Below are 14,841 nucleotides of genomic sequence, written 5' to 3'. Positions count from 1 at the left end.
CAATGAAATTAAAACAAGTGCCAAATCGGATCGATCCCCATATTAATCTGGAACAAGCTCGTCTGGACAGTCTGGAACTCATTAAGAAACGGGCTTTTATTTCGGCAGGCGCAGCCGTCGTACCTGTACCTTTTTTTGATCTGGTGGTGGACTTGGGTGTACTGACCACGCTATTGCCAGAGATTAATGCAAAGTTTGGTCTTACCCCTGAGCAAATGAGTGTCTATGATCCAGCCACCAAAAAAGTGCATTGGAATGAACTACGCAAACGCGGCTTTGAATTATCAAGTTTTGTGGTCGCACGTACCGCAGTGAAACAATCCATCAATGGTCTTATTGGAAAATTTGTCACCAAACAAGTGACCAAATTCATTCCACTGGGCGGTTCTCTCGTGGCCGGAACACTGGGCTATATCATCATGAAAAAAATTGCCGAAACCCATGTCGAGGATTGCTATGAAACTGCTAAGCGTTTATTGGCACAGCAAAATAATCAGGTGGTAAACGCCTGATTTTTCCGTGAAGCAATTTGCTGGATAGATAAATATTATGGCGTCGCTTTAAGCTGCGCTATAATATGCTTTAATACAGCAATCCGCGCAGTATGCTTATCATTGCTTGCCACGATATGCCATGGTGCCGATTCGGTGCTGCTATGCTCAAACATATCCGCAGCTGCCTGAAGATATAAATCCCATTTTCCCCGGTTACGCCAGTCGTCATCGGTAATCTTAAAACGTTTATGTGGGGTATTTTCCCTTGCCTTAAAGCGCTGTGCCTGTTCATCTTTATCAATTGCAAGCCAGAACTTGATCACCACCGTATTATTTTCGATCAAGTCCTGCTCAAAACGATTAATTTCCGCATAGGCTCGTTTCCATTCATAAGGTTTGGCAAAGCCTTCCAGTCGTTCTACCAGCACTCGTCCATACCATGAACGGTCAAAGATGGCGATACCACCGTTTTTTGGTAATTTTGTCCAGAAGCGCCATAAATAAGGACGGCGTAATTCATATTTTTCTGGCGCAGCAATGGTATAGATGTCATATTCGCGAGGATCAAGTCTTTTGATAATCCGTTTAATTGCCCCACCTTTACCGGCAGCATCCATACCTTCAAATAAGATCACCACATTTCTACGCTCTTTACGTAGTGCCTGTGCCACTTGTTTGCTTAAATCTTTCAGTTCTGCCTTATATTCTGCTTGTGCTAAGCCGTCTTGTTCAAAACTCAGCAATTGATGGGGAATTTTAGATTTTTTCCAGCGTCCGGTAATCGGCTTGGGTGTAATTTCGGATAATGGCTGTTTTAACGCAGTTAAAATATGACGGGCAAAATTCTGGTCGCGTGCAGTTTCATGTTCACCATCAATCACAATCCAGTCGTCCGTGATGTATTGCCGTATGCGCTGTAAGGTATCGTATTGTTTGCGGCTACGCCAATCCAGCCCATGTAGTTGCTGCCATTTCTGCACCGTAGGATCGAGCTTATCCAGACGTTTTTGTAAGACCTTCCACGACAAATCAAACCAGACTTTAACGACATGGACATGATTGGCCTGCAAATCCTGTTCAAATGCCCGCATGTCTTCGACATAATGTTTAAATTGTTCCACGCTAATCGGTTCGGACACGTGCATTGCAGTAGCCAGTAAATCACTGTACCAATTCCCGAACAACAAGGTCAGTTGCCCCTGAGCAGGCACAAAACCGGCATACGGCTGCCAGAACGGCTGTTCCCGAGTCAGTGGATGTGGCACATCGGCCTTCACAATGAGATAGCGGGGATCGACCCATTCCCTTAATTGCTGCACAGCCTCACCTTTTCCCGCCAACTCAATGCCGCTAACCAGAACCAATACGCTTTTACCCTGCGTGCTGCCCCGACCTGCCTTGAGCTGATATTGTGCTTCAATCAGATCAAAAGACAGTTGATTTTCATCCTGTTGTTCTACAGCGTCATGTGATTTTTGTGACATTTTTAAATGTGCTCGGTTTAATTTAGCGGGAAATGACTTGAATTTATTCAAATACATTGGTCAATTGGGTCTACTTAGTAAACATCATAGGACATCTATTTTCGCATTACAGCATACTGATACTTTTTTACACAATTTCAGGACGATCTGGCAAGCCTATTTTTATAAATTATGGACTGCTTGTCACAATGTCTGATCTATATTTTAAAATTTCGCACAACAACAGCAGTGTATGAATCAAATGGTCAATGTCAATGCATATACCTTTCACGTATATTAGCCGAGAATGATAAAATCACCTTACCGACTACCAATCAGGGGCTTTCGGTAAGAGATCAATATTGGGAATCACATGTCAAAATTTGAATTTCTGCAACAGCAACTCGATTTGTATGACAATCTTGAAAGTCATCGCAACCCTATTTTAGCCCAGCGTTTACATGATGTTCAGCTTTGGCAAAAACAGCGCATGCAAAACACCCATGCCGCATTTTTTAAACAACCTGAACATCAGTTGATGGCCGCCTATTTTCTCAATCGTTTGTATGGCGCAGAAGACTTTAATCAGCTTGCCTTCCAGATTCGTCGTCTGGTCAATCATGTGCATATTGTGGAAAAAGTGATTCCGGCATCGGCCTTAAAAACCGGTGATGCCGGAGTTGAACTGGCGCGATTATCGATTCAACTGGATGAGGATATTGCCAAACATCTTCTGGCACATTATGCGGAGAATTATCCACTCAATGACGACATCATGCGCCAGGCATATCTGGAGTGTGATCAGGCCAATGCGCGCTATCATCAAATGGAATTACTAGAATTGCTCGGGGAAAAACTTGACCTGTATGTACGTTCTCGCATGGTCAAAACTGCATTTAAATTATCAAAAAAATTAGCTTATCATTATAAAGTTGATCCAATTTACGACTTTATTGATGAAGGCTTTAAGGCCATGCAACCACTCGATTCTGCACAAAAATTTGTCGGTATATTTACCAGCAAAGAAAGACAAATTATTGCGGCAGTACATGCAGGTCATCCACAACCATTTGCGCTATAAATTTGATTAGATTGTGTTGTGTGTTTGCTTTAATCAATGCCTTAACATCATACAAACACACAGCATAAATGCACTAAATTTTGCCAGATAGCCATGTGGTTTGGCCTTGAATATGTTATCTTTGCCAAAGTTGAGAAAATTATTCGTCTTAGGAGTGCGACATGTCTAACGACAATCAAAACATAGAAAATCAAACGACATCAAACCCAAACAGCACTGCTTTGCCAGAGAAAAAGCCAAGTCCATTTTTAACCGAACAATTACCACAAGGCACTGCACAGGGTCAACAACAAACACTGGCGCAAAATAGTACAGCATCAAATCAGAATATTCCCCATTATAATCTTCCGCGTGGTGCCAATACCGGCAATGTCGGAGAAACCACACATTTTGGCTTTAAAACCATTAATACCGAAGAAAAAGCGCAAAAAGTTGCCGAAGTTTTCCATTCTGTTGCCAGTAAATACGACTTGATGAATGACCTGATGTCACTGGGTATTCACCGTTTATGGAAACGCTACGCCATTCATCTATCCGGTGTACGTCGTGGCCAGCAAGTGCTGGATATTGCCGGAGGGACCGGTGATCTGGCCAAGGTTTTTAGTCGTGAAGTTGGCGAAACCGGTCATGTGATTTTATCAGACATCAACGAATCCATGCTCAATGTTGGTCGTGATCGTCTGCTTGATGCAGGCTGCACCAATGTCGATTTTGTACTGGCCAATGCCGAAACCTTAGAACCTTTTGCCGACAATAGCTTTGACCTTGTCACCATCAGTTTTGGCCTGCGTAATGTCACCGATAAAGATGCTGCGTTACAGTCCATGTTCCGTGTGTTGAAACCGGGTGGCCGTTTGCTGATTCTGGAATTTTCAAAACCGGTATTTGAACCCTTCTCAAAACTGTATGACCTGTATTCCTTCACTGCACTACCATTAATGGGTAAAATCATTGCCAATGATTCGGAAAGCTATCGTTATCTGGCAGAGTCGATTCGTATGCATCCCGATCAACGTACATTAAAAAGCATGATGGAAAATGCAGGCTTTAAAAACTGCGATTACCACAATCTGACAGGTGGTATTGTCGCCGTGCATCGTGGTTTTAAACTTTAACTTTAGCTACATCAATCTTTTTAACATCGAGGCCGATTATGTGGTCAATTTTAGCCTTGGGTGCTGCCGAAGCCATCATCAATCGCATCATTGATCTCGATGCGATTACCCGTCTTAAACTCAATGCCTTACAAGGACAATGTTTACGCGTTGTTATTGATACACCGCGTTTAAGTGTCGATGTCTATTTTGATCAGGACAAACTACGCTTTGAACCTACGGCACTTGGGCAGGCAGAGCAACCCAGCATTTTTGAACAACGTCCGTTCGATCCGCAGCAAACTGTGCACGAAGCGACCGCCACGTTACAGGTTAAAAATCTGGTGGAACTATTCAAGCTGCTGAATAGCAAAGATGATGCGCTGGGGAATATTCCCTTACAGGGCGATTATCATCTGCTTTTTGCGCTAAAAGAAATCATGGCACAAGTCGATCCTGATCTGGCTGCACATTTAAGCCCGTGGATCGGCCCGACACTGGCACATGAAATTGGCAAATTTCAATCTCTTCCAAAACATCTGGTGAAAACGGCCAAAAGTGCCGAATTTATGTTTAGCGATAGTTTAAAAGAAGATTCCGGTTTATTTGCCAGCCGCTGGCAAATGACTGATCTGCAACAACAGACACGTCAGCTCAATCAGCAAATAGACCGTATTGAGGCCAGAATCCAACAGATTTCACAGCAGTTTGATGCATCACACAACATTTAAATCATCGTTTCAGGATTGAAGTTTATGGTTCCGCACCTTTCCAGACTTTTGCAATTATGGCGTATCGCAGCACATTACCGTTTGGACATATTAGTCCCTGCCAACGAATTGCCAAATAAAGCAAGGCCGATCCTAAAACTCATTCGTGCCCATCCTGCCGCCTGGTCCTCCAAGGAAAAAAGAAATCCGCTTAAGCTCAAAGAAGCCCTAGAAGATATGGGGCCTTTAGCGATTAAACTGGGGCAATTGCTGTCAACACGCCGGGATTTAATTCCACCTGAAATTTTAAGCCAATTGACATTATTACAGGATCGGGTCAAACCATTTGATGTTGATGTGGCAAAAACTCGGATTAGTGAAGCATTAAAAGCAGATATTGATACTTTATTTGCTCGCTTTGACGATAAACCATTGGCGGCCGCCTCCATTGCACAGGTGCATACCGCAGCACTGCATGATGGTCGGGAAGTGGTGGTAAAAGTCACCCGCCCGCATATTCGTGAACAGATTATTCAGGATTTTGAAATTCTGGCATGGCTGGGTCAATCACTGGAACAACGTCTTGAAGCCGCACGAGCCTTACATTTATCAGAAATTATTCAGGATTATCGCAGGATTATTCTGAATGAGCTGGATTTGACCATTGAGGCCGATAATACCCGACGTATGCGGCATTATTTTACCGGCTCTAGCATGATGTATGTGCCAGAAGTGTATATGGACAGCAAAGATGTGATGGTTGCAGAGCGCATCACCGGTGTACCGATTTCGGATACCGAAACCTTTGATCGTCTGGGTATGGATCGTGCCGATCTGGCCGAAAAAGGCTTGATTATTTTCTTTACGCAGGTATTTCGCGATAATTTCTTTCATGCCGATATGCACCCAGGCAATGTCTTTGTCGAAACCATTAATCCGCAGAGTCCACGTTATATCGCACTGGACTGCGCCATTATGGGAGAACTGTCTAAGCAGGATCAGATGACAGTGGCGCGAATGTTACTGGCGGTGATGAACAGCGATTTTATGCAGCTGATTCAGATTGTGCATCAGGCAGGTTGGATTCCACCCGATACTGACAAAGATGCACTGGCCCGTGAAATGCGCCGTACTGTTGGCCCGATGGTATCAAAGCCAATGGATCAACTGGATTTTGCCGGCATTCTACTGCAAATTATGGACATTGCCCGTCGTTTCCGTCTGGAAATTCCACCACAATTGATGCTCTTACTCAAAACGCTGGTGCATGTTGAAGGACTGGGTACCGATCTTTATCCGCACTTAGACATTTGGAAACTGGCCAAACCGATTCTCACCGAATGGGTTAAACAGCAAATGAACCCTGTCAAAAATGTCAAAGAACTGGGACAACAGATTCCGGATCTATTACTTGGCGCACAGGATTTACCCAGTATGCTGATTGATAGTCTGAATGGTCTAAAAAATCAAACCACATGGCAAGACCGACAGTTAAGGGAAATACAGAATTTACGTCTGCAAGTTGCGCAGCAACAACGCCTTAACTGGATTTTTGGCAGTTTCTTGCTGATCCTTCTTAGTATTGCCATCATTAGCCCGTGGTTTGTCTCCATCATATTGATCATTTTAAGTGTATTGCTTAGTGTTTGGCGCATATCCAAATAGTCTACGGATAAATTTAATCTGTAGGCATGGATACAAATGAAAGCCTTACGTTTTGCCATTATCGGTGCGGGTACAGCAGGTCTGGCACTGGCCAGAATGCTGGCACAGCAAGATATCGCTGTCACGATTTTTGAAAAAGCCAAAACGCTAGATCCTATAGGTGCCGGACTATTACTGCAACCTTCAGGTTTGGCAGTATTTGAACATTTGGGTGTTCTGGATCAGGCAATCAAATTCGGCGCCAAAGTCACAGGGCTGGAAGGACAATTGCCATCGGGACAGTTGATTGTTGATAGCCACTATACACAGGCCAATGCCAAATACTTCGGTATTGGTATCCATCGGGCGACGCTCTGCCATATTCTGCAAACCGCATTGACACCGAGCAATCAAGTGCAATGGTGTATGCAGCATGATGTCATCAATATTCGACACACAGCCAATGAAGTGATCTTGACAGGTAAACATCAACAGCTTCCATTTGAGGCAGCGTTTGATGCGGTGATTATTGCCAATGGTGCGCGCAGTACCCTACGTCCATCACAATGGGTCAAACTGGACCGACCCTATCCGTGGGGTGCGGCATGGAGTATTGTGCCAGAGTGCCCAAGCTTGAATCGAGAAATCCTACATCAGTTTTATGATCGTGCCAATATTATGATGGGCGTTTTGCCTACCGGCAGTATTCCTCAAGCCAATGCACAACGACTGTCCAGTGTGTTCTGGAGTTTGCCAACTACCCAGTTAAACCATTTTCTACAACAACCCAAATCGGTCTGGCTTGCCCAAATCCAGGACCGTTGGCCCATCGTGGCAGAGTGGTTGCAGCAGCTATCTGCTGATTCTACCCAACCTATGCAGTGGTTATCGGCACATTATCGTGATGTCGTAATGTCGCAATATGGTGAAGGCAGAATGGGTGTCATTGGTGATGCGGCCCATGCCATGAGTCCACAACTAGGGCAAGGTGCAAATATGGCATTGCTTGATGCTTGGGCACTCAGTCAAGCCTTAAAACTGGCGACACATTATCGTCAAATTGAGTGGTCCCTGCTATGGCAGCATTACCACCAGCTGCGCCGCTCTTCCATTTTTATGTATCAATCACTTAGTCGCCTACTCACGCCCCTGTATCAGTCAGAATTATGGTGGGCTGGTGGTTTACGCAATTTAATGTTTAGCTGGATGTATCATGTGCCCTATTTACGCAAGGAGATGGCAATCACCATTTCAGGTTTAAAAACCAATCTGTTACAGCAAATAGACTATGCTGAAATTGCCAAAAAATAAGCAAAATGATATGCGGATAAACAATAAGTTATCCACAGTCTTGTATTTAATTTAAGCAGTTTAAGCTTTTATCAAAAGATGACAATAGCGCTTGTCGATTTTGATTCTGCGTCCTAAAATAAGGCATTACAAATTTTTTAGTTTGTCTCCCCATGCGCTATATTCTCCATAAAAAACCTGCCGCCTTAACGATTCGTGCAGGACATCTGGCCCAACAATTAATCCGACAGGAAGGTTTACAGGCACAACAGGTTGATATTATTCCCGGTGCAGCAGGCGGACCCAAAGGTATTGGCTTGCAAGGTCTCGATCATGCTATTTTTGGAGAATTTTTACCGCAAGCACCACGCCGACGTGCGGTGATCGGTTCATCTATTGGAAGCTGGCGTTTTTCCAGTATCTTGGCATGGGGTGTTAAGGAAGGAACGCAACGTCTTGCCGATTTATATACCCATTTGGAATTTTATAAAGGCATGAAATATCCTGAAGTCAGTCAGGTCTGTGAAGATATGCTCTCACAACTGATTGGTGGCAAAGAACAAGAGATTGTTCAACATCCGGATTATCATCTGACCGTGCTGGCGGTTAAATCACAGCATATTTTTAATAGTGACAAACGGCTTCCCTTGATTGCTTCGGCGGCGGGAATTATTGCCACCAATGTCATTGCACGTCGTTATAGTGGCCTGTTTATGCAGCGTGTAGTAGCACAGCCCAAAGATGATTTACACCTTGTTCTCAATGGTAAAAAAGATTTTAAAACCATTTATCAGGATTTAACCCCCCATAATCTACACGGCTGGCTGATTGCATCGGGATCTATTCCAGGGGTGATGGCAGGTGTGCGTCATATTCCCGATGCACCTGAGGGTTGCTATCGTGATGGCGGTTTAATTGATTACCATCTGGACTTACCTTATCCAAGCAAAGGGATTGTGTTATATCCACATTTTTGTGACAGCATCACCCCAAGTTGGTTTGATAAAGGCTTATTCTGGCGCAAAGCCAATCCACACTATCAGGCACGAACTTTGCTGATGTCTCCGTCCCGAGCATATCTGGATGCATTACCGTTAAAGCGTTTGCCGGATCGTAAAGATTTTGTCGAGTTAATGAATGATCCGCAAAAACGCATCAAAATCTGGAATCAATGTGTGGCAGAAAGCCAGCGATTGGGCGATGATTTTTTGGAACGACTGGAAAAACAGGATTTCGAGCAGTATTTACAACCGCTCAAATAATCGCATCAATATCATCTTAGCGATCACTGAAATACAGGATTTAAGCCATATGATTTAAATCGGATTGAGCTTAAACCCTGTATCAGATCATGACTCAGGCATAGCGTTGGATCGATAAACCTTCGGTACTAATATCAGGTTTCAGTCCAAGGACGATATCACTGATCAATTTTCCGGAACCGCATGCCATGGTCCAGCCCAAGGTACCATGTCCGGTATTTAGGAACAGATTTTTATAGCGGGTTTCACCAATAATCGGGGTACTATCCGGTGTCATCGGACGTAAACCTGTCCAGAACGATGCCTGCTTTAAATCTCCGCCCGGAAATAAATCCTGTGTCACCATTTCCAGCGTAGCGCGACGTTGTGGATCCAATGCCAGATTATAACCACTGAGTTCTGCCATACCACCAACACGGATACGTTGATCAAAACGGGTAATGGCAATTTTATAGCTTTCGTCCAGTACAGTCGATTGCGGCGCAAAATTTGGATCAATAATCGGAATGGTCAGTGAATAGCCTTTGACCGGATACACGGGTAGATTCAGATCCAGCGGTTTTAAGAAATCACGTGAATAACTGCCAAATGCCAGGACATAACAATCTGCCGTCAAAACTTCACCATTGACCAATACGCCTTTGATTTCATTGCCTTCAACCAGCAATCTTTCAACATTTTGATTAAATTTAAAGGTTACGCCTTTGTCCTCGGCAATTTTGGCCAGCGCATGACTAAATAAAAAACAATCGCCTGTTTCATCATTCGGTAGATGTAGACCACCCACCAATTTTTCTGTGGCAGCCAATGCCGGTTCAACTTTGGCGAGATCAGGTTTGTGCAGTAATTCATACTCCACGCCACATTCTTTTAAGACTTCAATATCTTTTTGCACAGCTTCAAGTTGTGCTTCTTTACGGAAAACCTGCAACGTCCCTTTGGAGCGATGTTCATATTGAATATTGGTGCGTTTACGCAATTCCCGCAAACAATCCCGACTATATTCGGCGACACGGGTCATGCGTTCCTTATTCACAGCATAGCTATGCACATTGCAGTTCTTGAGCATTTGCGCCATAAACTGCAATTGCCACAAACTACCATCAAGTTTAATCGCCAGTGGGGCATGTTGCTGAAACATCCATTTGATGGCTTTAAAAGGAATACCCGGCGCAGCCCAAGGCGTTGAATAGCCCGGTGAGATTTGTCCTGCATTGGCAAAACTGGTTTCCTGTGCAGGATTGGCTTCACGATCCAGTACAGTGACCGTCGCACCTTGCTCGGCCAGATAATAGGCACTTGTGACACCAATTACACCACTTCCCAAAACAATCACCCGCATCGCCATGCTCCCACTTAAAGCCTTCGTTATTTTGCTAGTATATTTACTCTTAGGCAGTTTATTTTGCTATTTTCATCGCTATAATTCAGGTAAATCTAGTTTTTTATCTGGTAAAAAATCAAAAAGGAAAAAATTATGCGCGCGCTGGATCGAACAGATCGAATGATTCTGGATATCTTGCAACAAGAAGGACGTATTGCCATCAGCGAACTGGCTGCCCGTGTTAATCTTTCTACCACCCCCTGTTCGGAACGGGTCAAACGGCTGGAACGGGAAGGCATTATCATGGGGTATTATGCCCGTCTTAATCCCAACCAAGTTGACCGGAGTCTATTGGTGTTTATGGAAATTAAATTATCGGCAAAATCCGGTGATGTATTTGATCAGGTGGCGCAGGATTTAAGCCAAATTCCCGAAGTATTGGAATGCCATCTGATTTCCGGTGAATTTGACTATCTGGTTAAAGCCCGCCTAAAAGAAATGAGTGCTTATCGACGGCTATTGGGGAAAGTATTAAAAAATCTGCCCGCTTCTGCTTCCTCCCGCAGTCATATCGTGATGGAAGAGGTAAAGGAAACCTTATATCTGGATATCAGCCAATAATATCGTCAAACAATAACAGCAGCACGTCATGAAAACACTATAAACGACTTACATATCATCCAAAAGTATACCCTTAAATTACCCAAATTGGTCTGACCAATAATGTATTTTTATTGCACGTTATTGATTTAATATTTATCATCTCAAGCCTAAATTGGCTTTTTTAAATAAAATTGGTCTGACCAATTAATCTCGAATGGTAAATTTTGCTTAATTGATAAACACTTCAAGCATTTCAAGGAGATGAAAATGCTTCAACAATGGCAACAGGTTTATGACCCTGCTGGAAATATCTGGTTTTCAAGCTTAATCGCACTTATTCCTATCATTTTCTTTTTCTTAGCATTGGCTGTTTTTCGCTTAAAAGGAAGTGTCGCAGGAACAATTACCGTGATTCTGGCATTGCTGGTTTCATTATTCGCTTACGACATGCCGACCAGCATGGCTTTTGCATCGGTAATTTATGGTTTCTTTTACGGGCTTTGGCCAATTTCCTGGATTATCATTGGGGCGGTATTTCTGTATAAGATTTCCGTCAAAACCGGGCAATTTGACATCATTCGCGCCTCTATTTTATCCATCACCGAAGATCAGCGTTTACAAATGCTGCTGGTTGGTTTTGCTTTTGGTACCTTTTTGGAAGGTGCCGCAGGTTTTGGTGCGCCCGTGGCCATTACCGCTGCATTACTGGTCGGATTAGGCTTCAAACCCTTATATGCCGCTGGTTTGTGTTTGATTGTGAATACTGCACCGGTTGCCTTTGGTGCCATGGGGATTCCGATTATTGTTGCCGGTCAGGTTTCCGGTGTAGACACCATGGAAATCAGTCAAATGGTGGGTCGTCAATTACCCTTTATGGTGCCGATTGTCTTGATCTGGATTATGGCGATTATGGATGGCTGGCGTGGGGTAAAAGAAACCTGGCCTGCAATTTTGGTCGGTGGTGGTTCTTTTGCAATTGCCCAATATTTGACATCAAACTTTGTCGGGCCAGAGTTGCCAGATATTACCGCTGCAATTGCGTCTTTGGTTAGCTTAACCGTCTTAATGAAGTTTTGGCAGCCCAAACATATTTTCCGTTTTGACACAGAAAATAGTGTAGATGCAAAAATTGCTGCACAAATGCAAACCAAATATAGCGCAAAACAAATCATCAAAGCATGGTCGCCATTTGCGATTTTAACCGCCATGGTGACTTTATGGAGTATTGCTCCGTTTAAAAAACTATTTGCCAAAGATGGTGCGTTAAGCGACTGGGTCATTTCAATCAAGGTGCCATACCTACATCAATTGATTGAAAAAATGCCGCCTGTTGTGGCCGAAGCAACCGATTACGATGCCATTTATAAATTTGACTGGTTTTCGGCAACCGGTACCGCAATTATGATTGCGGCGATTATTTCAATTATTTACCTAAAAATGCGTCCCAAAGATGCTGTTGTTACTTTTGCCGAAACAGTCAATGAATTAAAAACCCCAATTTATTCTATCGGCATGGTACTGGCCTTTGCATTTATTGCCAATTATTCCGGTATGTCGGCAACACTCGCTTTGGCACTGGCACATACCGGACAAGCGTTTACCTTTTTCTCACCATTCCTTGGCTGGCTGGGTGTATTCCTTACCGGTTCAGATACCTCGGCAAATGCCCTGTTTGGCGCATTACAGGCGACTACAGCGCAGCAAATTGGTGTACCGGAAGTATTACTGGTGGCAGCGAACACCTCAGGTGGTGTTACCGGTAAAATGATTTCTCCACAATCCATTGCGATCGCCTGTGCTGCCGTCGGACTGGTGGGCAAGGAATCAGATCTGTTCCGATTTACGGTGAAACACAGCATCATCTTTACCGTGTTTATCGGAATTATAATTACCTTGCAAGCCTACGTATTCCCATGGATGATTCCATAAATCATCGTAAAAAAGGGATTGGGGGCATAATGAAAGTTGCAGATCAGGTGGTTAAAAAGCTTAAAGCGCTGATTGAACAGCTGAATTTACAGGTTGGAGATCGACTGCCTTCTGAACGGCAATTATGCCAGCAGCTGGGTGTTTCCCGTGCCTCATTACGGGAAGCGCTGCAAAAAATGAATAGTATGGGATTGCTTGCCAGCCGGATCGGAGATGGCACCTATATTCAGAAATTACCGGAAAACTGGTCAGATCAATTAATTGTGCGTCCGTTAAGCCATCTCATCGACGAAGATCCACTTTATCGTTTTGATGTGCAGGAAGCACGTCTGGTGCTTGAAGGTGGCACCGCATGGTATGCAGCACAGCGCTCAACTGCCGAAGATCGCAAGCGCATTCATTATTATTACGACCGGATTGCCCATTATCAACAAATTGGTGATGCAGATCAGGCTGCACATGCCGATGCAAACTTCCATCTGGCGATTGCCGAAGCCTCGCATAATGTGGTGCTCATCCAGATTATGCATGGTCTGTTTGACCTGCTGCAATATAACGTGGTTCTTGGCCGTAAGAAGGTTTATAGCGAAGACTATGGTTTTGAAAAGCTTCATTTACAACATTTTGAAGTGATGGATGCCATTGATCACAAAGATGCAGAGCGTGCGCAGCTGGCCGTATGTGACCATATCAAATTTGTGGTGCAACAGGTGCGAAGCATAGACGAAGCCGAAGCCCGTTTAGAACGCGCCTCTCGATTTAAAAAAGGTTAATACACTATGATTATTTCTTCTTCTAATGACTATCGTGAAGCGGCCAGACGTCGCCTGCCGCCGTTCTTATTCCACTATATTGATGGTGGCGCATATGCAGAATATACCCTACAACGTAATGTAGAAGACTTATCAAAAATTGCTTTACGACAACGTGTCCTCAACGACATGTCCGAATTAAGTCTGGACACAGAAATTTTCAATGAAAAGTTGTCCATGCCTGTCGCCCTGTCACCTGTTGGTCTAACCGGCATGTATGCACGTCGTGGTGAGGTTCAGGCCGCTGTTGCAGCGGATAAAAAAGGTATTCCTTTTACACTTTCCACGGTATCGGTCTGTCCAATTGAAGAAGTCACCCCGGCAATTCAACGTCCGATGTGGTTCCAGCTGTATGTACTACGTGACCGCGGCTTTATGAAAAATGCGCTGGAACGTGCCAAGGCAGCCGGTTGCACAACGCTGGTATTTACCGTAGATATGCCGGTACCTGGCGCACGTTATCGTGATGCCCATTCCGGCATGAGTGGTCAGAATGCAGCCATGCGACGCTATCTGCAATCGTTTACTCATCCACACTGGGCATGGAATGTCGGCCTATTGGGACGTCCACACGATTTGGGTAATATCTCCAAATATCTGGGTAAACCGACAGGTTTGGAAGATTATATCGGCTGGTTGGGCAGTAACTTTGATCCCTCAATTTCATGGAAAGATCTGGAATGGATTCGTGAATTTTGGGATGGCCCAATGGTGATTAAAGGGATTCTCGATCCAGAAGATGCCAAAGATGCCGTACGCTTTGGTGCAGATGGCATCGTCGTATCCAACCATGGTGGTCGTCAGCTTGATGGTGTGCTATCGACCACGCGTGCCCTGCCCGCCATTGCCGATGCAGTCAAAGGTGACATTAAAATTCTGGCAGATTCCGGCATTCGTAATGGTCTGGATATCGTGCGCATGATTGCGCTGGGTGCCGACTTATGTATGCTCGGGCGTGCTTTTGTCTATGCACTGGGTGCGGCAGGCGGACAAGGGGTCTCTCATCTATTGGATTTAATTGATAAAGAAATGCGTGTCGCCATGACCTTAACCGGTGCCAAAACCATTCAGGACATTAAACCGGAATGTCTGGTCAGTCTCGATAAACGCATCGAAATATAAAAGGAAGATTCAC

General features: G+C 44.2%; 13 protein-coding genes. 11 read left to right on the top strand and 2 right to left on the bottom strand.

All coding sequences use genetic code 11. The features are described from left to right. Positions 1-2: 2 nt before the first annotated feature. A complete protein-coding gene (locus CRO21_RS00505) occupies positions 3-512 on the top strand; it encodes a hypothetical protein (RefSeq protein WP_097077408.1) in 510 nt (169 codons plus the stop codon). Between the two features lie 35 nt (positions 513-547). Here the strand turns inward: CRO21_RS00505 and pap are convergent, their stop codons facing one another. Further along, positions 548-1,978 (bottom strand): polyphosphate:AMP phosphotransferase, encoded by a 1,431-nt coding sequence (pap, locus tag CRO21_RS00500; protein ID WP_097077407.1) that lies wholly within the window; start codon positions 1,976-1,978, stop codon positions 548-550. Between the two features lie 352 nt (positions 1,979-2,330). Here pap and CRO21_RS00495 point away from each other — a divergent pair, with 352 nt between their 5' ends. From CRO21_RS00495 to CRO21_RS00470, 6 genes are all read left to right on the top strand, one after another. Beyond that, the gene (locus tag CRO21_RS00495; protein WP_097077406.1) at positions 2,331-3,038 is read left to right on the top strand and encodes an FFLEELY motif protein; all 708 of its coding nucleotides are present in this window, start codon (positions 2,331-2,333) and stop codon (positions 3,036-3,038) included. Between the two features lie 161 nt (positions 3,039-3,199). Further along, the gene (gene ubiE, locus CRO21_RS00490) at positions 3,200-4,153 is read left to right on the top strand and encodes a bifunctional demethylmenaquinone methyltransferase/2-methoxy-6-polyprenyl-1,4-benzoquinol methylase UbiE (RefSeq protein ID WP_097077405.1); all 954 of its coding nucleotides are present in this window, start codon (positions 3,200-3,202) and stop codon (positions 4,151-4,153) included. Positions 4,154-4,191: 38 nt separating this feature from the next. Further along, positions 4,192-4,863 (top strand): ubiquinone biosynthesis accessory factor UbiJ, encoded by a 672-nt coding sequence (locus tag CRO21_RS00485; RefSeq protein WP_097077404.1) that lies wholly within the window; start codon positions 4,192-4,194, stop codon positions 4,861-4,863. Between the two features lie 24 nt (positions 4,864-4,887). Next, complete coding sequence (locus CRO21_RS00480; protein ID WP_097077403.1) at positions 4,888-6,507, top strand: ABC1 kinase family protein; 1,620 nt, start codon at positions 4,888-4,890, stop codon at positions 6,505-6,507. 36 nt (positions 6,508-6,543) lie between these two features. Further along, the gene (locus CRO21_RS00475) at positions 6,544-7,797 is read left to right on the top strand and encodes an FAD-dependent oxidoreductase (RefSeq protein ID WP_097077402.1); all 1,254 of its coding nucleotides are present in this window, start codon (positions 6,544-6,546) and stop codon (positions 7,795-7,797) included. Between the two features lie 152 nt (positions 7,798-7,949). Further along, positions 7,950-9,038: a hypothetical protein gene (locus tag CRO21_RS00470; RefSeq protein ID WP_097077401.1), complete on the top strand. Its 1,089-nt coding sequence runs from the start codon at positions 7,950-7,952 to the stop codon at positions 9,036-9,038. 94 nt (positions 9,039-9,132) lie between these two features. Here CRO21_RS00470 and CRO21_RS00465 read toward each other — a convergent pair whose 3' ends face one another. Next, positions 9,133-10,380, bottom strand: coding sequence for a D-amino acid dehydrogenase (locus tag CRO21_RS00465; protein WP_097077400.1), 1,248 nt, complete (start codon positions 10,378-10,380; stop codon positions 9,133-9,135). Positions 10,381-10,515: 135 nt separating this feature from the next. On the opposite strand from CRO21_RS00465, the gene CRO21_RS00460 reads away from it, so the two are divergent. From CRO21_RS00460 to lldD, 4 genes are all read left to right on the top strand, one after another. Further along, positions 10,516-10,983 carry an Lrp/AsnC ligand binding domain-containing protein gene (locus tag CRO21_RS00460; protein WP_097077399.1) on the top strand — a complete coding sequence of 156 codons (468 nt, stop codon included), beginning with the start codon at positions 10,516-10,518 and terminating at the stop codon, positions 10,981-10,983. A 243-nt stretch (positions 10,984-11,226) separates the two neighbouring features. Then, positions 11,227-12,894: an L-lactate permease gene (gene lldP / locus CRO21_RS00455; RefSeq protein WP_171293951.1), complete on the top strand. Its 1,668-nt coding sequence runs from the start codon at positions 11,227-11,229 to the stop codon at positions 12,892-12,894. Between the two features lie 29 nt (positions 12,895-12,923). Continuing rightward, on the top strand, positions 12,924-13,667 hold the full coding sequence (gene lldR / locus CRO21_RS00450; RefSeq protein WP_097078088.1) for a transcriptional regulator LldR: 744 nt from the start codon (positions 12,924-12,926) through the stop codon (positions 13,665-13,667). Between the two features lie 6 nt (positions 13,668-13,673). Next, positions 13,674-14,828 carry an FMN-dependent L-lactate dehydrogenase LldD gene (lldD, locus tag CRO21_RS00445; RefSeq protein WP_097077397.1) on the top strand — a complete coding sequence of 385 codons (1,155 nt, stop codon included), beginning with the start codon at positions 13,674-13,676 and terminating at the stop codon, positions 14,826-14,828. Positions 14,829-14,841: the final 13 nt, after the last annotated feature.

The sequence above is a fragment of the Acinetobacter puyangensis genome (genome assembly GCF_900096995.1).
Classification (GTDB): domain Bacteria; phylum Pseudomonadota; class Gammaproteobacteria; order Pseudomonadales; family Moraxellaceae; genus Acinetobacter; species Acinetobacter puyangensis.
Note: the sequence above shows the minus strand (reverse complement) of the source record. Positions and strands in the feature narration are given on the sequence as shown.